The organism is Paenibacillus sp. p3-SID867, from assembly GCF_025142895.1.
Lineage (GTDB): Bacteria > Bacillota > Bacilli > Paenibacillales > Paenibacillaceae > Paenibacillus_AQ.
Genome location: NZ_JAMBDM010000004.1, coordinates 445,968 through 464,936 on the forward strand (window position 1 = coordinate 445,968; position 18,969 = coordinate 464,936).

Annotated in this window: 15 protein-coding genes; 4 read left to right on the top strand and 11 right to left on the bottom strand. The window is 51.1% G+C overall.

The genetic code is table 11. The features are described from left to right. Positions 1-135 precede the first annotated feature (135 nt). Positions 136-993 carry an AraC family transcriptional regulator gene (locus tag M4D81_RS11190; RefSeq protein WP_260066266.1) on the bottom strand — a complete coding sequence of 286 codons (858 nt, stop codon included), beginning with the start codon at positions 991-993 and terminating at the stop codon, positions 136-138. A 126-nt stretch (positions 994-1,119) separates the two neighbouring features. On the opposite strand from M4D81_RS11190, the gene M4D81_RS11195 reads away from it, so the two are divergent. From M4D81_RS11195 to M4D81_RS11205, 3 genes are read left to right on the top strand one after another with little or no spacing between them, the layout of a single operon-like run. Continuing rightward, positions 1,120-2,178, top strand: coding sequence for a Gfo/Idh/MocA family protein (locus M4D81_RS11195; RefSeq protein WP_071223154.1), 1,059 nt, complete (start codon positions 1,120-1,122; stop codon positions 2,176-2,178). Beyond that, a complete protein-coding gene (locus tag M4D81_RS11200) occupies positions 2,175-3,032 on the top strand; it encodes a sugar phosphate isomerase/epimerase family protein (RefSeq protein ID WP_260066268.1) in 858 nt (285 codons plus the stop codon). Before M4D81_RS11195 ends, M4D81_RS11200 begins: the two co-directional genes overlap by 4 nt. 49 nt (positions 3,033-3,081) lie before the next feature. Beyond that, positions 3,082-3,978, top strand: a complete 897-nt coding sequence (locus tag M4D81_RS11205; RefSeq protein WP_194543927.1) for a sugar phosphate isomerase/epimerase family protein — start codon at positions 3,082-3,084, stop codon at positions 3,976-3,978. A 146-nt stretch (positions 3,979-4,124) separates the two neighbouring features. On the opposite strand, the gene M4D81_RS11210 is transcribed toward M4D81_RS11205, so the two are convergent. Together M4D81_RS11210 and M4D81_RS11215 are read right to left on the bottom strand one after the other, a co-directional pair. Then, positions 4,125-5,156 (bottom strand): Gfo/Idh/MocA family protein, encoded by a 1,032-nt coding sequence (locus M4D81_RS11210; protein ID WP_260066270.1) that lies wholly within the window; start codon positions 5,154-5,156, stop codon positions 4,125-4,127. 24 nt (positions 5,157-5,180) lie between these two features. Further along, positions 5,181-6,068, bottom strand: coding sequence for a sugar phosphate isomerase/epimerase family protein (locus tag M4D81_RS11215; protein WP_260066272.1), 888 nt, complete (start codon positions 6,066-6,068; stop codon positions 5,181-5,183). 219 nt (positions 6,069-6,287) lie between these two features. Here M4D81_RS11215 and M4D81_RS11220 point away from each other — a divergent pair, with 219 nt between their 5' ends. After that, positions 6,288-7,193, top strand: coding sequence for a helix-turn-helix transcriptional regulator (locus M4D81_RS11220; protein WP_071223159.1), 906 nt, complete (start codon positions 6,288-6,290; stop codon positions 7,191-7,193). On the opposite strand, the gene M4D81_RS11225 is transcribed toward M4D81_RS11220, so the two are convergent. The 8 genes from M4D81_RS11225 to M4D81_RS11260 all read right to left on the bottom strand — a co-directional run bounded on the left by M4D81_RS11225 (position 7,179) and on the right by M4D81_RS11260 (position 18,725). Beyond that, positions 7,179-8,384, bottom strand: a complete 1,206-nt coding sequence (locus M4D81_RS11225) for an aminotransferase class I/II-fold pyridoxal phosphate-dependent enzyme (RefSeq protein ID WP_071223160.1) — start codon at positions 8,382-8,384, stop codon at positions 7,179-7,181. The two genes, M4D81_RS11220 and M4D81_RS11225, sit on opposite strands and share 15 nt — an antisense overlap. 6 nt (positions 8,385-8,390) lie before the next feature. Then, entirely contained in the window at positions 8,391-9,311 is a 921-nt protein-coding gene (locus tag M4D81_RS11230) for a D-alanine--D-alanine ligase (RefSeq protein WP_260066274.1), read from the bottom strand. A 655-nt stretch (positions 9,312-9,966) separates the two neighbouring features. After that, positions 9,967-11,421: an aminotransferase-like domain-containing protein gene (locus M4D81_RS11235; protein WP_260066276.1), complete on the bottom strand. Its 1,455-nt coding sequence runs from the start codon at positions 11,419-11,421 to the stop codon at positions 9,967-9,969. Positions 11,422-11,794: 373 nt separating this feature from the next. After that, positions 11,795-13,459 carry a DUF4091 domain-containing protein gene (locus M4D81_RS11240; RefSeq protein ID WP_260066277.1) on the bottom strand — a complete coding sequence of 555 codons (1,665 nt, stop codon included), beginning with the start codon at positions 13,457-13,459 and terminating at the stop codon, positions 11,795-11,797. 173 nt (positions 13,460-13,632) lie between these two features. Further along, on the bottom strand, positions 13,633-15,060 hold the full coding sequence (locus tag M4D81_RS11245; RefSeq protein ID WP_260066278.1) for an alpha-L-fucosidase: 1,428 nt from the start codon (positions 15,058-15,060) through the stop codon (positions 13,633-13,635). 20 nt (positions 15,061-15,080) lie between these two features. Further along, entirely contained in the window at positions 15,081-16,709 is a 1,629-nt protein-coding gene (locus M4D81_RS11250) for an ABC transporter substrate-binding protein (RefSeq protein ID WP_260066279.1), read from the bottom strand. Positions 16,710-16,846: 137 nt separating this feature from the next. Next, entirely contained in the window at positions 16,847-17,743 is an 897-nt protein-coding gene (locus M4D81_RS11255; protein WP_071223167.1) for a carbohydrate ABC transporter permease, read from the bottom strand. A gap of 10 nt (positions 17,744-17,753) precedes the next feature. Next, positions 17,754-18,725 carry an ABC transporter permease gene (locus tag M4D81_RS11260; protein ID WP_397376679.1) on the bottom strand — a complete coding sequence of 324 codons (972 nt, stop codon included), beginning with the start codon at positions 18,723-18,725 and terminating at the stop codon, positions 17,754-17,756. Between the last annotated feature and the right edge of the window lie 244 nt (positions 18,726-18,969).

The following is an 18,969-nucleotide window of genomic DNA, read 5'->3' on the forward strand; positions in this document are numbered from 1 at the left end:
AAATACAGTACGCATTTAAGCAAAAGGGTTCTCCGTTATCTCCGCCACTTTATGCAATAAATATGATTATTCATTATAGGTTGCTTTTATACTTATGTCTACATGGAGCCTATTCAGAACCGTTAAAGCCGATTCTCACTTTTTCCGTAAAGCCGATGGAGCCATGCTTTTATATTTCTTAAAGGTTCGACTGAAATAATAAATATCATTAAACCCGGTCGCAGCCGCGATTTCGGATACGGTAAGCGGACTCTCGCGAAGGAGATAATCCGCCCGGTTGAGCCTCGTCTCATTTACATACTCCGTCACGGTCCGGCCGCTGATCTCCTTGAACAGCCGGCTGAAATGAAAGCGGCTGAGACCCGCCATGCCGGATAGGAGCTCCACTGATAAATCCTCCCGGTAATGCTCTTCGATATACTTGAATATCGGGGCAAACCGCTCCACATTCTTCATCCGCTCTACGTACTCATCCAGGGTAAGAACCGTCGCTACATAACCTCGAACAAGCAGCGTAAGCAGCCGATACAGCTCTGATTTGACGGCCAGCTCATAACCGAATTCCTGCTGTTCCAGCTCATGAATGATAGACAGCATGGAGGCTAGCGCATCATCCCCGCTGATTCGGTTCTCGAAGATCAGCCGGTTCTGGGTGATCGGCGTGATGAATTTCATCTCGGGCGCATCCAGGGAATGGCTCTGCAGCAGCGAGAAGTCTGCGATTAGCGCATAATAAAACAAATGGTCCGACTGGCTGAGGCCGTAATGCAGTTCATTCCGGTTAATGACGATCATATCGCCTTCCTTGGCGGTAAAGGTGGACGAGCCGCATTCCAGCGTCGCTTCCCCCGAAACAAAATATAGAATTTCAAGATGCTCATGCCAGTGATGATTAAATAATACCTGTCCCCGGCCATCAAACTCGCAACGATGAACCTTAATCGGAAACTGAGGATCCGGCATCGTCATCGGTTCTCGCAGTGTTTTGTCCAATGCTCTGATCTCCTTCCAGTAAGACAGCACAATTGTACAAACAAACAGCACGGTTTATCATGGTGTCTTCCTCTAAAAGCATTATAATACGAAAGTGTAATGCAGTAAATTCAGAGGAGTGAACTCATGAAATCTATTAATGTTGGCGTCATTGGCACGGGATCGATCTCTGCTATGCATTTGCAATCCTATGAGAAACATGCGAACGCGAATTTGCTCGCCGTGTGCGATTTAAATGAAGAAAGAGCACAGCGTGCAGCTGAAAAATACGGTGCTACCAAAGTCTACACCAATTATAACGAACTTCTGGCTGATCCGGAAATCGATGCAGTAAGCATCTGTACCTGGAACAATACGCATGCCGAAATCAGCATTGCGGCACTGAATGCGGGCAAACACGTCCTGGTTGAGAAACCTCTCTGCCGTACCGTTGAGGAAGCGCTTCAAGTACAGGAAGCTGTTAAATCTTCCGGCAAACTGCTTCAGGTCGGCTTCGTAAGACGTTACGACCCTAACGCTCAGATGCTCCGCGAGTTTGCAGACAAGGGTGAATTCGGGGAGATCTACTTCGCGAAGGCTTCCTCCGTTCGTCGTCTCGGCAATCCAGGCGGCTGGTTCTCTGACATTGAGCGTTCCGGCGGCGGACCTCTCATCGATATCGGGGTGCATGTCATTGATCTGTGTTGGTACATGATGGGTCGTCCAAAACCGGTTTCCGTCAGCGCCAATACATACCGAAAGCTGGGCAATCGCTCTAATGTTCGCAACCTCTCCTTCTACAAAGCGGCTGACTATGACGCGGAGAAGAACACGGTTGAGGATATGGCGAATGCGATGATCCGTTTTGAAAACGGCGCCTCTTTGCTGGTGGACGTCAGCTTCACGCTGCACTCGAAGGAGAATCTGCAATCCGTTAAATTGTATGGAGACAAGGGCGGATTCGAGATTGATCCAGAAGTGGTCATCGTAACGGAGAAACACGATACCATCATCAACATCCAGCCTCAAACGGACAACAAAGGTTTCGATTTCAACGCAGCTTTCCAAAGCGAAGTTGATCATTTCATTTCCAGCATCGAGAACGGCACGTCACCTCTCAGCCCGGTGGAAGACGGCGTTGAGATCATGAAGATTCTGTGCGGGATCTATGAATCCGCCGAAAAAGGGGTTGAGGTTCTCTTATGAAACTTGGAATAAGCTCATACAGCCTGTACCAGGCCATGAATAAAGGCGAAATGACCATTACTGATGTCATCGACTACGTTGCAGAAATCGGCGGAGAGCATATCGAAATCGTTCCGCTCGGCTTTAACCTGAAGGAAACGCCGGAGTTGATCGATACAATTAAATCCCATGCCGCTTCCAAAGGGCTTGAGATCTCCAACTATGCCATCGGCGCCAATTTTGCGGAATTGGATGATGCTGCATATGAAGCGGAGATTGAAAGAGTTAAAGGCGAAGTGGACATTGCTGCCGCGCTTGGCGTTAAGCTGATGCGCCACGACGTAGGCTCTTCCAAGGACTTGTCCATCACGCATTTCCTGGAGGAACTTCCCCGCCTGGCCAATGCATGCCGTATCATAGCGGATTACGCGGCAGAACGCGGCATTACAACAAGCGTGGAGAACCACGGGTATTTCATTCAACATAGCGACCGCGTCAAAGCGCTGGTTCAGACCGTTAATCACCCTAACTTCAAAACAACCCTGGACATTGGAAACTTCCTCTGTGCAGATGAGGTATCGACTGTGGCTGTCAGAAACAACATCGGCTTGGCATCGATGGTTCACTTCAAGGACTTCTATTATCGCCCGGCTCACCGCGCGCCTGGATCCGGTTGGTTTAACACCTCCAACGGCAACTGGCTGCGTGGCGCGATTGTCGGCCAAGGCGATATCGATATGCCGGAAGTCGTTCGCATCGTGAAGGAATCCGGTTATGACGGCTACATCTCGATTGAATTCGAAGGGATGGAAGATTGCCGTACGGGAGCTAAGTTTGGATTGGAATATCTCCGTAAAACCTGGAATGAGGTTTAAGTTATACGGACGATGGATGACACAAGGATGATATAAGGGGGATATTATGATGTCGAAGCCTATCATGCCTAACAAAATTGGCGTTATTGTTGACAGCTTTCGGGTTGGAGTAAGAGACGGTCTTCTTAAAGCCCGAGAAGTCGGTGCAGACGGCGTACAGATCTATGCCGTTCATGGCGAAATGGATCCGGCCAACCTCTCTGCTTCGGCGCGAAAAGAATTGAAGGATTACATCGATTCACTGGGACTTGAAATCTCCGCCCTCGTGGGTGACCTTGGCGGACACGGCTTCCAGGACCCTGCTGAGAATGCGGCTAAAATCGAGAAATCCAAACGAATCATGGAGCTCGGCTTGGAGCTGGGAACCAATATCATCACCACGCATATCGGTATCGTGCCGCAAGATCATAACAGCCGCGTATATGAAACGATGCACAAAGCTTGCCTGGAGCTTAGCACATTCGCGAAGTCCATGGACGCATTCTTTGCCATCGAGACAGGTCCGGAGCCTTCGGCTCATTTGAAATCATTCCTGGATGGTCTGGGTTCCAACGGTGTGTCCGTTAACTTTGATCCAGCCAATATGGTCATGGTCACTGGAGACGATCCGGTTCAGGGTGTGTACAACCTGAAGGATTATATCGTTCATACACACGCGAAGGACGGAATCAAGCTGGCTGACTATATCGACCCTCGTGATGTATACGGCGATTTCGGATACGAGGCACCTGCCCTTGACCATGACAAAATTGCCGATATGGCGGAATCGGGCGAGAAGTTCCGTGAAGTGCCGCTTGGCGAAGGCGGCGTGAACTGGAATGCTTACCTGCAAGCTCTCAAGGATATTGGCTATACGGGGTATCTGACCATCGAACGTGAAGTGAAAGCCAATCCGGAAGCGGATATCAAGCTTGCCGTGGACTTCTTGAAAACATTCAGAGCTTAACATGTACACGATTCATTCAGTGTTCTTGCTGCAGGATGTCAATGCTATTGCTTGAATAGGATGCAGTGAACTCATGAACTAAACAAGGCCAATCAGGGAATAACCTGATTGGCCTCGTTTTATATTGTCCTACTCAGTGAATAAATTTAAGATACCACTTGTTTCCCAGATACCGTCTCCAGAGCGCCGTTCGCTTTTGCGGAACGAATCTCGGCTTCAATAATTTCCAGCGAACCGGCAGCGCTCTCAGGCGTACATACCGTGACCGGCTCTCCTTGCGCAACGTGCTCAATGAAATACCGGAGTTCACGATAATAGCCGGAATCATCGGACAGCTCAGCCGTAAAGCCCGGGGCGTCTTCAGGGTACACCTTCAGTTCATTATTCTCGAACACTAGCGTAGCCTCTTCCAAATTCACACGGTAACCCATATAAAAACCGTGTTCGCCGTGCAGCGTCCAATTCGCATGCGCGTTAATCACTTTGCCATCCGGGAAACTGTAGTGGGTGGATACGATATCGTACGAGCTTCCTTTAATAATCGTTTTGGCGAAAGTCGATACGCGCTCCGGTTTGCCCATAAGCCAATGAATCATATCCACGTCATGCACATGCATGTCCGTGATACAGCCACCGCTCTTGTCTCCTTCCAGGAACCAGCCTTGAGGCGGCTCCGATCCCCGGAAGAATTCGCCTGCAACGATGCTTCCATAACGACCGTCCTCTACGCATTCTTTTAAATATTCATAAGCCGGCCAGAAACGGAGGCATTGTCCGATCATGAGCGTTTTTCCTGTGCGCTCCGCTGTTTTTACCATACGCCAGGCTTCCTCGGAGCTGCCTGCGACAGGTTTCTCACACATGACGTGAATCCCCCGCTCCAACAGCATGCAGGACATGTCCGCATGCAAATAAGTCGGCAGGCATACATCCACAATATCCAGCTCTTCATGCTCCAGCATTTTGTCCACATGGTCATACAGATGATAAGGCTCCAGGTCGTATACATCACGCTCGGTCGCCATATTGCCGTTGGCTTTGCTGTCCTTAAGCTCATCGATGCGCAAATCGCAAATCGCCACCAGCTGGATGTCCGCACCCTCTTCGGCTAGTCGAACATAATTGTCGAAATGCATGCGTCCCATAAAACCAAATCCCAATATTCCGATTTTCAGCATCCTTCTTCCCTCCGTTATCCCTTGTTATGATTGGCCTTGATGCTGGCGGGCATCCGGCTTGCGCAAAGTTGGCGTACGTCCAAGAATCGCATCCATTGCATTGGATGTATTAAATATGATCTGCTCCGAGTAGTGGGTATACGCCGGGATCATCTCTGCCGTAACATAGTTGTCATAGCCGATCAAGCGCAGCGCTTCAACAACGGCCGGATAATTAACGTCTCCTGCCAACAGGTCGACAAATCCGTGCAATCCGCCTGCCTGTCTGCGGTAATCTTTGAAATGGACTTTTTTGATCCGCTCACCCAAAATCCGAATCCAGTGCTCCGGATAACCGTTATGCACAACATTGCCTACGTCGAAATAGGAGCCGACATAATCGGAACCGATCTCGTCGATGAAGGTCCGCAATTCCAGCGGCGACAGCAGGAATTTATTCCATACATTCTCGATCGCGATGGCAACGCCTGCGCTTTCCGCGTAAGGAACCAGCTTACGAATGGATTCTTGAGCCCGCTCGTAGGCATATTCGTAATCGATGACTGCTGAACCAGGAACAAAATCGACACCGACCGCCCCCGGAATCACAAGGATGGCATCCACTCCGAAAGCGGACGCGAGCTCCAGCTGCTTCTTGCAAATATCCATGGCCTTCTCACGGACAGCCTGGTCATTACTGGTCATCGGATATTCCCAATACAAACCTGTTGCCAAACCCGCGATATCCAGATCGGCCTCTTTCAACTGTTCCGTTATGGCCTGTACCTCTTTATCGCCAGCCTGAAGGCCGAGCTCTCCTGTTTGGTTTAATGACAATTCGATTCCTTCAAACCCGGCTTCCTTTGCCAATCGGATGCAGTCGGAGATGGAAGCATCTCCCGGGAACGACCAGATATTAATCCCTTTCTTCATCGTGAATCCCTCCTAGAATCAATAGGTTGATGTTGTAACACTCGTTTTCAGAAACGCATCATTTGACTTTTTCCGTCAAGTTGTAAATAAACCATTTGGATGTAATAATACTTATATAATAAATAAATATTCCACCAAATGATTTAGATAGAAAAGTGATTATTTGGACTATTCCGTTCTATTTATTATCTCTTAATAACATTTTGGAGTGAGTTTACGATGAGCGAGATGGACCTCAATTTTCCGATAAAACGCGAAGCGCCTTTTCGCGAATGGTCACCCTGCATTCACTATGCGCAGTTTCAACGCATGGCGACGGGATCACTCCCGCAGCGCAGGTTATACGATTTTGAACTGCTCTATGTATACCAAGGGGAAGCCGCTACAACGATGTACGGGAACCGCTATCGCATCGAAGCCGGTCAACTGATCTTCCTGCCGTCCGGTGTTTACCACCAGAATGAGGTGGTCTCCCATCCTGACGCGCGATTTTTGGGGATTCATTTTGATTTCTTTGATGAGCTGGACATACAGACCGAAGCGGATATGATCGTGAATGAAGCCGTGCTGGATACGGATAAATTCGCGCATGAAGCGGTTTCCTCCGCTTTTCCCCCGCTCTCTTCCCGTGTCATATACACCCCCCCGCTGCCTTGCGTTCAGATGATGGAACGAATCGTGGAGGAGTTCACCCTGCGTCCCTCCGGCTATGAGCTTGCCTGCAAAGGGCTGATGCTGGATGTGCTGGTTCAACTGCTTCGGACGCATCCTTCCCAGGCCTTGACGGAAACGTCACCGCACGATGCCAAACTGATTGAACTGATGTCTCAAATCGAAAGAACTCCAGCCAAAGACTGGAGCAACAAAGTGATTGCGGAGCATTTAATGTTAAGCCCGGATCATACCGCCAAATTGTTTAAACGCTTTGCGGGGATGCCGCCAAGTGAATTTGTGCAATCCGTTCGCCACCGCGAAGCGCGCCGGCTTCTCCGGGAATCCGATATCTCGATCGAAGCGGTTGGCGAAGGGGTCGGATACCCGGATATTCATTATTTTAGCCGAATCTTCCGCAGACTGGAGGGGATTACCGCTACCGATTACCGCAAGCTCTCAAGAATTCTGTAAGGTGTGCAGGCCATGGTCAGCACCTGCATGCGTCCTAAGCCAGCGATCCATTCGATCGAGCGCTTCGCTCAATTGATCGGGCGAAGCGGCATACGAGCAGCGAATAAAGCCTTCGCCCCCGGCGCCAAACACATGACCGGGAACAACGGCCACCTTTGCCTCTCGAAGCAATCGCTCCGCAAACTGCTGGGAGCCCAGACCCGTTCCGGTTATGCTGGGGAATGCGTAGAAAGCACCCTGAGGATCGCGGCAGCTTAGGCCGATATCGGTCAGACCCTGCACAAACATCCTTCTGCGTTCATCATAAGCCTGCTTCATCACATCCCGATCCCCGAGTCCATTTCTTAAACATTCGAGAGCCGCAATCTGCCCCATGATGGGCGCGCAGAGCGCGGTATACTGATGAATCTTGACCATGGCGCTCACCAGGCGGGAATCGCCGCAGAGGTAACCGACCCGCCAGCCCGTCATGGCAAAGGCTTTGGAAAATCCGCCGATGACGATGGTGCGCTCCCGCATCCGAGGCAGCGAAGCAATGCTGGTATGCGTGCGGCCGTAGGTAAGCTCGGCATACATCTCGTCTGAAATCACCACCAAATTGTGCGTAACCGCGAGGCGGGCGATCGGCAGCCAATCCTCGTAGGTCATCACAGCGCCTGTCGGATTGCTTGGAAAGTTAACAACGATTGCTTTCGTCCGGGGGGTAATCAACTTCTGCAGGGCATCCGCAGTCAATTTGAACTTATGTTCTGCGGAAAGCTCCAGTTCAACAACAGTCCCCCCGTTCAATTGCACAAGAGGAGCATAAGCGACATATCCCGGCACGGGAATAATAATTTCATCCCCCGGCGAAATGAGCGCCCGCAGCGTAAGATCAATCGCTTCGCTGCCGCCAACCGTGACCAGTATCTCCCTCGACGGTTCATATTGCAGCTGGAACCCGGTATCCAGATATTTCGCAATCTCTTCCCTTAGCTCCATCAGCCCTTCATTCGGCGTATACATCGTGCGGCCATGATCCAGAGCTCGTTTACAGGCCTCAATCGCACATGCAGGCGTCACAAAATCCGGTTCCCCCACACCAAGAGAAATGACGTCATCGTCCGCTTCGGCCGCATTAAAAAATTGCCGGATGCCGGAAGGCGGCATGACTTGCACCGTTGATGTTAGAAAGCTGCTCGTTGTATTCATATGCTTCTACTCCTTGCCTTCGCTTTTTCGTTCCGATAATGAAGTTTCAATGATGGCATCCAAAAGTGCGCTGAACGAATAGCCCGCCGCTTCCGCGCTTCTGGGCAGCAAACTGTTCTTCGTTAAACCCGGGAGCGTGTTAACCTCCAAAATATACGGAATCTCTTCCTTCAGGATGATATCGATCCGGGCATACACGCTGCACTTCAGCGCCTTGTAGCATTGAAGCGCAGCCGTGCGCACCTGCTGCTGAAGTTCGGCGGGAAGCTCAATCACTTGCTCATCCGCCTCGCCTTCTTCGTATTTGGATGTGTAATCGAAGAATTCGGAGTTCGGCTTGATGGACACAATCGGGAGCATCTCACCGTTCAAAATCGGGCAAGTGATCTCTTCTCCCTCGACCATTTGCTCGATCATCACGAAGCGGTCCCATCGCAATGCCTCTTCTACGGCGGAGGCAAGGGCAGCCGCATCACGCACGATCCGAGTACCAACACTGGACCCGCCTGCGTTCGGCTTCACTACGACAGGATAACCGAGGAGTCCCTCCACGTCAGCGGCGGCCAACTCCTCCATACTGCTGACCATGATCCAATCGGCTGTAGTCAATCCCTCGTACCGCAGCAGCTTCTTGCTCAAATCTTTATCCATGCAGACGCTGCTGGAAAGAACGCCGCTGCCAGTATACGGAATGCCCAGGGAGTCGAGTGTGCCTTGCACCGTCCCGTCTTCCCCGTATTGCCCGTGCAGGGCGAGTAAAGCCATATCGATGCCTTCGGTTTTGCTGATCAGCTCGCGTTTATCGTTAATCTCGATCGGATAAACCTCGTAGCGGTTTTTATCCAGATGAGCGATCATCTCTTTGCCGGTCATGAGCGAAACTTCCCGCTCGGAGGATACGCCTCCCATGATGACGCCAACCTTCATGATGTAGACCTCCTAAATAATTTCTTCAAGCTGATTGCCTATGCATCACTCCACTTGCGGATGATTCTTCCGACTTCTCCGTGCAACCAGCGATCTTTTTCTCAGACCAACTTCCCTGTAAGCTGATGATCACTCCGCATGCGGATGATTCTTCCGATCTCTGTTGCCCTCAGATTTCCACTGATTTGAAAATTCGTTGTTGAAATCCGAAGGCAAAGGAGAACGCTTCGCTTCTACAGAATAATTCCGCCTTCTCCGTTGCAGCCCATGATTTCTCGGAGAAGTATTCTTTGTATGTTAATCATCACTCCGCATGCGGATTATTCTTCCGATCTCTGTTGCCCTCAGATTTCTACTGATTTGAATACTCGTTGTTGAAATCCGATTGCAAAGGAGAACGCTCCGCTTCTACAGAATAATTCCGCCTTCTCCGTTGCAGCCCACGATTTCTCGGAGAAGTATTCTTTGTATGTTAATCATCACTCCGCATGCGGATGATTCTTCGATCTCTGTTGCCCTCAGATTTCCACTGATTTGAGTATTCATTGTTGAAATCCGACGGGTTAATGCTTTCGATGCGAGCTTTCCTTTGGAAAGCTTTCAGGAGAGCGCTGCGCTTCTCCAGAATAATTCTGCCTTCTCCGTTCCATCCCGTTTACATCAGCTTCCTCGCCGCCTCGCCGATGATGCGGATCCCCTTCTCGATGTTCTCATCGGAGACGCGGGAGAATCCAAGACGCATGGTGTGATGGCCGCCGCCATCGGTAAAGAAAATGTCGCCCGGCGTGAATACCACGCCCTGGGCTGAGCAGGCTTCCAGCAGCTCCCGGGTCCGGAAGCCGGGACCGAATTCAACGAACAGGTGAAGCCCGCCGTCACCGGACAACCGCTCCATCGGGAGCCATTCCTCGCAGCAGCGGATAGCAAGCTCATATTTTCGCTTGTACTCGGCCTTCGCTCTCTTTAAATATTTCTCGAAGTTGCCGTTGTACAAATATTGAAAGAGCAGGGACTGATCCAGGGTCGACGTATGAATGCTCCGGGCGCGCTTTACGCTTTCCAAATAATGAATCAAGGTCTTGTCGGCCAGCACCCATCCGACTCGCAGGCCGGGAAACAGAATCTTGGAGAAGCTGCCTAAATAGATCACGCTGTTGTTCTCGCCGCCTGCACATGCAACAAGAGGCGCGATATGTGAGCCCGAATAGCGCAGCTCTTCGTTGAAACCATCTTCAATAACGGGAATTTCGTACTCATTCAGCAGCCGGAGCGCTTCCAGCCTCTTCTGGTGAGACATGACGATTCCTGTAGGATTATGATAGGAAGGCACAAGGTAGGCCATGTCGTACGTCCGCTCCGACAGCTCGCGTTCGAGCCCTGTCAGGCTGATGCCGTCTGGCTCCATCTCGACGCCGGTAATGGCATACCCGTGCATTTTAAAATTTTTTATGGCTGTATGATGGGTGGGATTCTCGCACAGAATGCGGCCATGCCCTTTGTTCAGGGCGGATAGCACCAGACTTAAGCCTTCCGTAAAACCACTGGTGATCAGCATATCCTTACCTTGAATATTCACGCCCTTGTTCTCCATATAACGGAGGAGGTAATCAATAAGGGGTTTATAACCCTTGGCGTAACCGTAGTTTAGAAGTACATCACCTTCAAGCGACATTCGGTCCAGAAATGCGCGCTTGACATTTGGCAGATCGAACAGCTTCTCATCGGGGGCGATGCTGGTAAAAGATATAGAGCCCTTCTCAGCGCGGATGCCGTGTTTCATCAGATCATTGGCTTCCGCAAGCTTGGCGTATTCGTTCAGGCGAGGCCCCCAATCCAGCCGTTTGCCATCGGGCTGCATGGGTGCTCCGCTGATCGAAGGGACAACAAAGTGCCCTTGCCCTTTAACCGCATAGATATAACCTTCGTCCTCCAAATCCGAGTATGCGCTCAGCACCGTATTACGGCCCACTCGAAACAGCGCGCTTAGCTCACGCGTGGAGGGGAGCTTCTGATCGGCTTGCAGCGCCCCGGTTGTCATCAAGCGCTTCATGTAATCCTTGACTTGAATGTACGCCGGGCGGTCATTCGCCAACTTGAAATCCAAATACATCGTTCATTTCCCCCTTGCTCTAATGATGGCATAATTTCGGCGGCACCACTAGAACCACAGCGGGCCTCTTTCGCCTCGGGCGTGGTTTGCCGATAATCTTGGCAGAACCCAGGCCATGTCATCTCTAGGATCGGACTGCCCTTTGCGCCGGTATACCTTGAATACATGCACTTTCTCTTTATCATGGAACCATACGAGATCATGCACAAGCAAGAAAGAACATTCTTGGTATTCATCTCGCGATAAAACAAATCGTGATGCAAATCAAAACGGCCCCACCTTCTCAAAGGAAGATGGGGCCGTTTTTGCACAGAATTTATGCGGTCTGATTGACCATGATGAATAGGCTTTATATGTCGTAAGCGCGGTGCGGTTACTTCACAACCAAACTTTCCTTGATCTTATCGTTGATCCACTGCCGCTTCGAGAGCAGCCACTCCTGCTCCCTCGGATACGTCTTAAAGGTGATCGGCTCGTCAAGCCCTTCCTCCAGCGCCTGGAGCACAGCCTCCCTGCCGATCTGCGTCTCCAGCAGCTGAAGCGCTCTCAAATCCTGAAGCGCTTCCTGGAATACTTTCAGCCGAATCGATTCGATCGGTCCTTCCTCGCCTGGATATACCACGAAAGCATCTCCGGAAGGAAAACCGCAATCCGCATCCGTCACCTTGAACGGGTCAATGGCGCGCTTCGAGTATTGCGAGTTCCAAAAGTTATATCCCCAGTGGAGAAATCCCTCGATGTTAAACTTATACAGCTGAATCCCGATGATCCGGTTTCTTGCCGAGGACAGATTGAAGAATCGGTTGGACACATCCTTGTACTGGGAACAGCAATAATAGGTCCACAGCGGCGTTACCTCCTGATCCAAGAAAGGCTCGATGTGGTTGCTTGCAGGAATCGGGCGCTTCACAAGCCCTTCCTCATAAAACGAAATATCGGAGAGCGCGTCAATGATCGGGTAATCCGGCAGCAGCTCGTTCATCAGCCGGCTTGCATGACCGTAAGCCTCCAGATGGGACACGGACGGCTCATCGGAAACATGGAAATAGCAGCGCTGCTTAAGTCCCCGGCCTTCAATCCAGCCGGTCAGGGCCGGTATGAATTGTCTGATGAAGGCATGATACTGTTCTCCTGTCGCATCCGTCTCCCATCCGAACAGCTTCTCGGGCTTTCCGTTCACATTAGCGATAATCTTCGGAGCATGCCCGGCTCCCCACTGGGTGAAAAGATGAGAAAATTCCAGGAACTGAATCCCATTAGAATCACACAGGTCTGCCCAGCGGTCCAGCTTATCAAAACCAAACGTATACGCTCCATCCGAGGTTACGGCGACGTCAACCAGCTGCACCGTTGGCCGATCTCCCCCCACTTCCGTATCCAGCGGAGGCGTAAACAATGGGGTCAGGATCATATTGATGCCATTCTGAGCGGCGGTCTGCATAAACTGACCGATCAACGCCCAGTGCCGTTCACTAAATATCTCCACCTCGTAGTAGTTCGCCAAACAATCGGCATGGAACCATTCCGTATGAATCAGCGTCTGGTCCGGCAAGGTTGCCGGTATCACTTCGAGCGTGAACACCTCTTCTCCAAGCGACTCGCCCGATTCCGCTTCAAAACGGATCCGGATTTCATATGTACCGCCCTTGATCTCACCCTCAGGCTGTACCGTAAACCACAGACTTCTCCACTGGTTCGGGCATCCGGTTACAACAGGCTCTGATGCCAGAGGCAGCAACGGGTCCGGATACAGCCCGGGGGCAGCTCTTAAGATAAACTCATCATGATCATGATACGTAGGCAGCTCCGATGGAACAAGGCCTACAGAACGGATGGTAATCCGATCACTCAATGATGATTGCAGGTGAACCCGGATGTTTTTTAACAAACGATTGGAACGGTATGCAACTTGAAACGAGTACGTCTCATTGCCAAACGAAGACCCTCTGTCATACGAGGCCTGGGACAGTTCTTCATCGGCAAATACTTTGGACAAAGAGCTTAACAGCCGGGTCTCAAATGATACGGAATGGCTCATGCAGGTTACATCCTCTCTACAATGAAATGGGATACTTTCACGTACATCTTACACTAATCTGGATGGAACGGAAGGTAAATTTTGCGTTTTCGAACAAAAGGAGCCACCGCCCTTTTGCGATGGCCGCCTTATTATCGCACCATACCGAAATTCCGCCGAATGTTAGAATTCTTTCACCAATCCGTCGAACTCCGATATACTTCAAAGCCGGACAGACGCGGACACCATCTCGATTCCAAAATGGTAAGCCGGATATATTGAGCCCGTACAGCGGGAAAGCGGCAGATGCGTTTGCGCCCGATTACCGTCCCGGATTGAATCGTGTGCCAGTTCCCGTTTTCCATATATTCAAGCTCGAATCGCTCGATCCGCTGCCCGTACCGGTATTCAGCCAATACGATATGATCAAAATCGATCGCCCGCCCAAGGTCCAGCTCAATCACGGCGTATTCCGTGCCCTCCTCAGGGCTCCAATACGTATCCTTTCTGCCATCGACAACAATTCGAGCCTCCAGCCCCGCCTTCGTCTCGGATGCCGTAACATCCGCATCAGCAGCCAGATTGGTTTCAAATGTGTTTCGAATGGCGTCACCCAGTTCCTGCAGACGCTGCAGATCGTTCTCATGAACAAGTCCGCGGGGATCCGGCGGAATATTGAGCAGAAAGGTGGCATTGCCGCCAACCGAGCCGTAATAAATATGCAGCAATTCTTCCAGCGATCGGACTTTATCGTCTTCGGACGCATGGTAGAACCAGCCGGGACGGATCGAGGTATTGACTTCGGCCGGATACCATACCAGCTCCTTCTCGCCCTGAATGACGCTCCGGCTGCCGAGATCCTCTTCGCTCGATTCATAGCGGCGCGCAAACTCCCGGTCATCGGTTTGCTGCGACTTTTCCTGGATCGCTTCATTCTGACGCAGCGACGCCGGAACGACGCTCCACTCCGACTCCCTGCATTGCCCCGCTTCATTCCCGCACCAGCGAATGTCCGGTCCGCATACCGAGATGGCGGCATTCGGCTGCAGTTCCCGAATCAGGGCGTAGTACGACTCCCAATCGTATTCCTGACGCTTGCCATTCGGACCTTCACCGCAGGCGCCGTCAAACCAGACGCTGAATATCCCGCCGTAGCCGGTCAGGAGCTCTCTTAGCTGATTCAGAAAAAATTGATTGTACCGCGGCGAATCCCCATACGACGGTTCATGGCGGTCCCAGGGGGACAAGTAGATGCCGAACTTGATTCCCCCTCTCCTGCAGGCATCGGCAACCTCCTTCACCACATCCCCGCGTCCGTTTCGCCACGGGCTGCTCTTCACGGAATGCTCCGTATACTGACTCGGCCATAAACAGAAGCCGTCATGATGCTTGCAGGTCAGGATCAAGCCGCGCATGCCGGCACTGACACAAGCGCGCACCCACTGATCCGCATCCAACTGCTCCGGATTGAACAGGGCCGGATCTTCTTTTCCCGTGCCCCATTCCATATCCGTGAACGTATTGATGGTAAAATGAAAGAAGGCGTAGAACTCCATCTCCTGGACGGCTAATTGACGTTCCGAGGGCTTAATATTGGCCGCGTATTCAATGAAATTGTGCAAGCGATAAACCTCCTATACCTCTATCCTTGGTTGTCTAATGCTTTCTGATGAATCTCCAGATACTTATCCAGCTGCAATCCTTTAAATCCGCTGACATAGGCATCCCAGTCCTTCTCGATATCCTTGCTGCCGGTAACGAATTGGGCCAGATTCGATTTCACGTAATCCTGAATCGTCTTCTGAATCTGCGCGATGAAGGTTGCGTCTTTCGGATCGATGAACACATCCGTCGGGTACACAAGCTCCGGTTGGGCAAAAGGCTCGTATTTCTTCGCAGCCAGCCACAAGCGATATTCGTAGGCTCCGTTTCCGAGCGGATCTTCCGGAGCGACAAAGGATTCGCGGAGGGAATTCACCATCAGCATCGTGCCGAGCTGCCACCAGGTTACGTCAAGCGATCCCTCTGGCACATCCCGTTTCAGCGCTTCATATGCAGCCGGCTCGCCGTTGTAATCAAGCGCGCCGGACTCCGCCTTCCGCCATCCATCTCCTTCAAAACCCCAGGAAGTCATCACGGTGCCTTCTTCGGAGAACAGGTAATCCGCCAGCTTAATGGCCGCGATCCGCTGCTCCTCCGTCGCTTTGTTCGTAATGACAAACGATCCGTCTCCTGCTCCGACGCTATAACCTGCAAGCTGCACGCCGTTCGGTCCTTTCAGCGGCGGAACAACATCGTATTCCTTATGACGGGGCTTCGCGTCGGTCGGCTCCAGCACGCTGCTGATCAGCGCATAACCAACGGCGCCGACCACATTGTCCGCTTTGTTCCCGAGCTGCTTGACGGCATCGCCGTTTTGCGTAAACGCTCCTTTGTCAATCAGTCCTTCACTGTACAGCTTGCTGAGATATTTCAAGCCTTCCTTCCATTCGGACTCAGCCGCGGACAGAATCACCTTGCCATCCTTCACGCTTAGATAGGTCGTGCCATTGTTATATATAAAAGCATTCATCAAAAAGGCATCAACTCCTCCTCCCCACACATCAAGAGAAGTAGTCATCGGAATTTCGTCGGCCTTGCCGTTCCCGTTCGGGTCCTGCTCTTTAAAGGCTTTCAGCACTTGATAAAATTCATCGGTCGTGGTTGGCATCTCTAGACCTAACTTCTCAAGCCAGGTCGTATTGATCCACATCCGCTGTCCATACGTGCAGTGCAGGCACTCGTTCACCTTCGGAAGCGCGTATATATTTCCGTCCGGCGCGGTCATCGCCGATTTTAAATAGGAGACTTCCTCCATCGCTTTTTTTATGTTAGGTGCATGCTGGTCGATTAAATCATTCAAGGGAATAAAGGCCCCCTGCATACCGTACTTGATCTGATCCGCCTTGGATATGCCGGCATTCATAATGAGCGCCGGATAGTCACCGCTTGCCAGCATCAGCAGTTTCTTATCGTTAAATACCGCGTCGGGCGTCGTATTCCATTTGAACGTAATCCCCAGCTTCTCTTCGATATGCTTGGAGAATGGATTGACATCGAGACTCTCGATGCCGGCGGACTGGGGAGCAAATACCGACAGTTCAACGGGTCCCTCTGACCCCGGAGGGCTTGCCGGTCCTTCAGTTCCTGTTTCACTCGTCTTGCCGCAAGCGGATAGAACCAGCACTGCCACGAGAACCAGACTTAAACCTATTCCAGTGAACCTTTTCAAATGAATTCCTCCCTAATATGAAATGCTTGCCCGTACTTCGCATGACGAGCTGTAATTTTGCATATACCCCCTATGTGTCCGATCATCAGAATTACCTATTCTATAGTGCCGGCATCACCTCCTTCACGGAATAAGAATCACCCTTTTAAAGAACCGATCATTACGCCTTTGACAAAATACTTCTGCACAAACGGGTAAATGATCAATACCGGGGCGCTTGCCACCACGATCAGCGAATACTTCAGCAAATCCTTCAGCCCTTCACGGACCAGCAGTTCGTTGACGTTCGTCACCATCTCGGCGCTGACGGAATTCAGGATCAGAATATCCCTCAGGAAGATCTGAAGCGGAAACAGGCTGCTGTCCTTCAAATAAATTAAGGCGTTAAAATAGGAGTTCCAATGGCCAACGGCATACATGAGTGCGAGCACGGCCAGAATCGGCTTCGATAGCGGAAGGACGATTTTAAGGAAAAAGGTAATGTCGCTGCTCCCGTCCATCTCGGCCGCTTCGGCCAATTCATCCGGAATCGTTGTCTGAAAAAAGGTTCTGGCGATGATGACCTGAAACACGGCTAGCGCCCCCGGTATAATCATGGCCCAGCGCGTATCGAGCATGCCGAGCGACTTCACAAGAAGATAGTTCGGAATGAGCCCGCCGTCAAAAAACATCGTGAACACCAGCAGCATCATGATGATGTTGCGAACGTAAAACGTTTTGCGGGCGAGTGGATAGGCAAGCATCACGGTGAATGCGACATTCACGATCGTGCCGACAACGGCATAGAACAGCGAGTTGCCAAACCCGATCAGAATGTTGGAATTTTGGAATACCGCTTTGTAGCCGATCAGGGTCACATCCACCGGCCACAGCCACACTTTGCCCGAGGACACTGCGCCCGGAGAGCTAAAGGATGCGCTTACAATATGCAGCAGCGGAAACAGGATGACGATCAGTACGACAGACAGAAACAAATACACGATACCAAGGAAAATCCGGTCTGCAGCGGACTCCCGTACGGTTGATCTGCTCATGCGCTACCTCCTACCATAGACTTGTGGATGAAACTTTTCGGGATACGTAATTGACGATGACCAACAGTATGAAATTGATAACGGAATTGAACAGGCCGATGGCGGCGGAGAAGCTGAAGTTGGCTCCGAGCAGGCCGACCTTGTACACATAGGTAGAGATGACTTCGGACGTGTTCTGATTGAGCGGGTTTTGCATGAGATAAATTTTCTCAAAGCCTAGACTCATCAGATTGCCCAGGTTCAATATGAGCAAAATGACGATGACCGGAAACAAGCTGGGAATATCGATATTAATGATCTTTTGAAGCCGGGTTGCCCCGTCCACTCTTGCCGCCTCGTACAGATCCGGGTTGACTCCCGCCAAGGCCGCAATATAGATGATGGCACCGTAACCGGTGAACTGCCACACATCGGACCAGACATAGATTGACTTAAACAGTTCCGGCACGCCAAGGAAATCAACGGTCTCAAGCCCCAGTGCCCGGAATAGATTGCTCATCAGCCCCGTGTTGGGCGAGAGGTTCACGATCAGAATCGAGACGATGACCACCGTTGATATAAAGTACGGCGCGTATGTCACCATCTGGACGGTTTTCTTGAAGCGGCCGTTTCGGATTTCATTCAGTGCCAACGCTAACAGAATGGGGGCCGGGAAACCGACCAGCAGGCCGTACAGGGAAATCTCGAGCGTGTTGCGGACATACTGCCAGAAGAACGGAGCATCGAACAATTGCTTGAAATAATCGAACCCTACCCAGGGACTGCCGAATATCCCCTGTACGACGTTGTATTCCTTGAATGCAATCAAGACGCCGAACATCGGAACGTATTTGAAGAGGATGATGTAGACTAACGGGAAGAACACGAGCAGATAGAATTGCCAGTGCTTCATCAGCTTCTTCCTCGTTCGGTTCATGGGCTTGTTTGGCGGTAAATTCGTTGGCGCCTGTGCATCTGCAGGTACTGGGATTGCGCTGCTCATACGAGCCACTTGGGTCACCCTCCTTCGCTTTGTGTTGATCCCAAGTCTAGGGCCGACAACGCCATCCGATCAATAAACAAGATTCTCCGAATCAACGTATTTCCGCGAACAGTGGAACGTAAGGTCCGACAGGCCGTAAGGGCGAATAAACCTTTTTCCGTGGCTAAACCTATCTCCGTTTACAGCAAAAAGCCCGCGGGACGGTTCATCCGCAGGACTCTTTTGCTTGGTTATATATGCATGA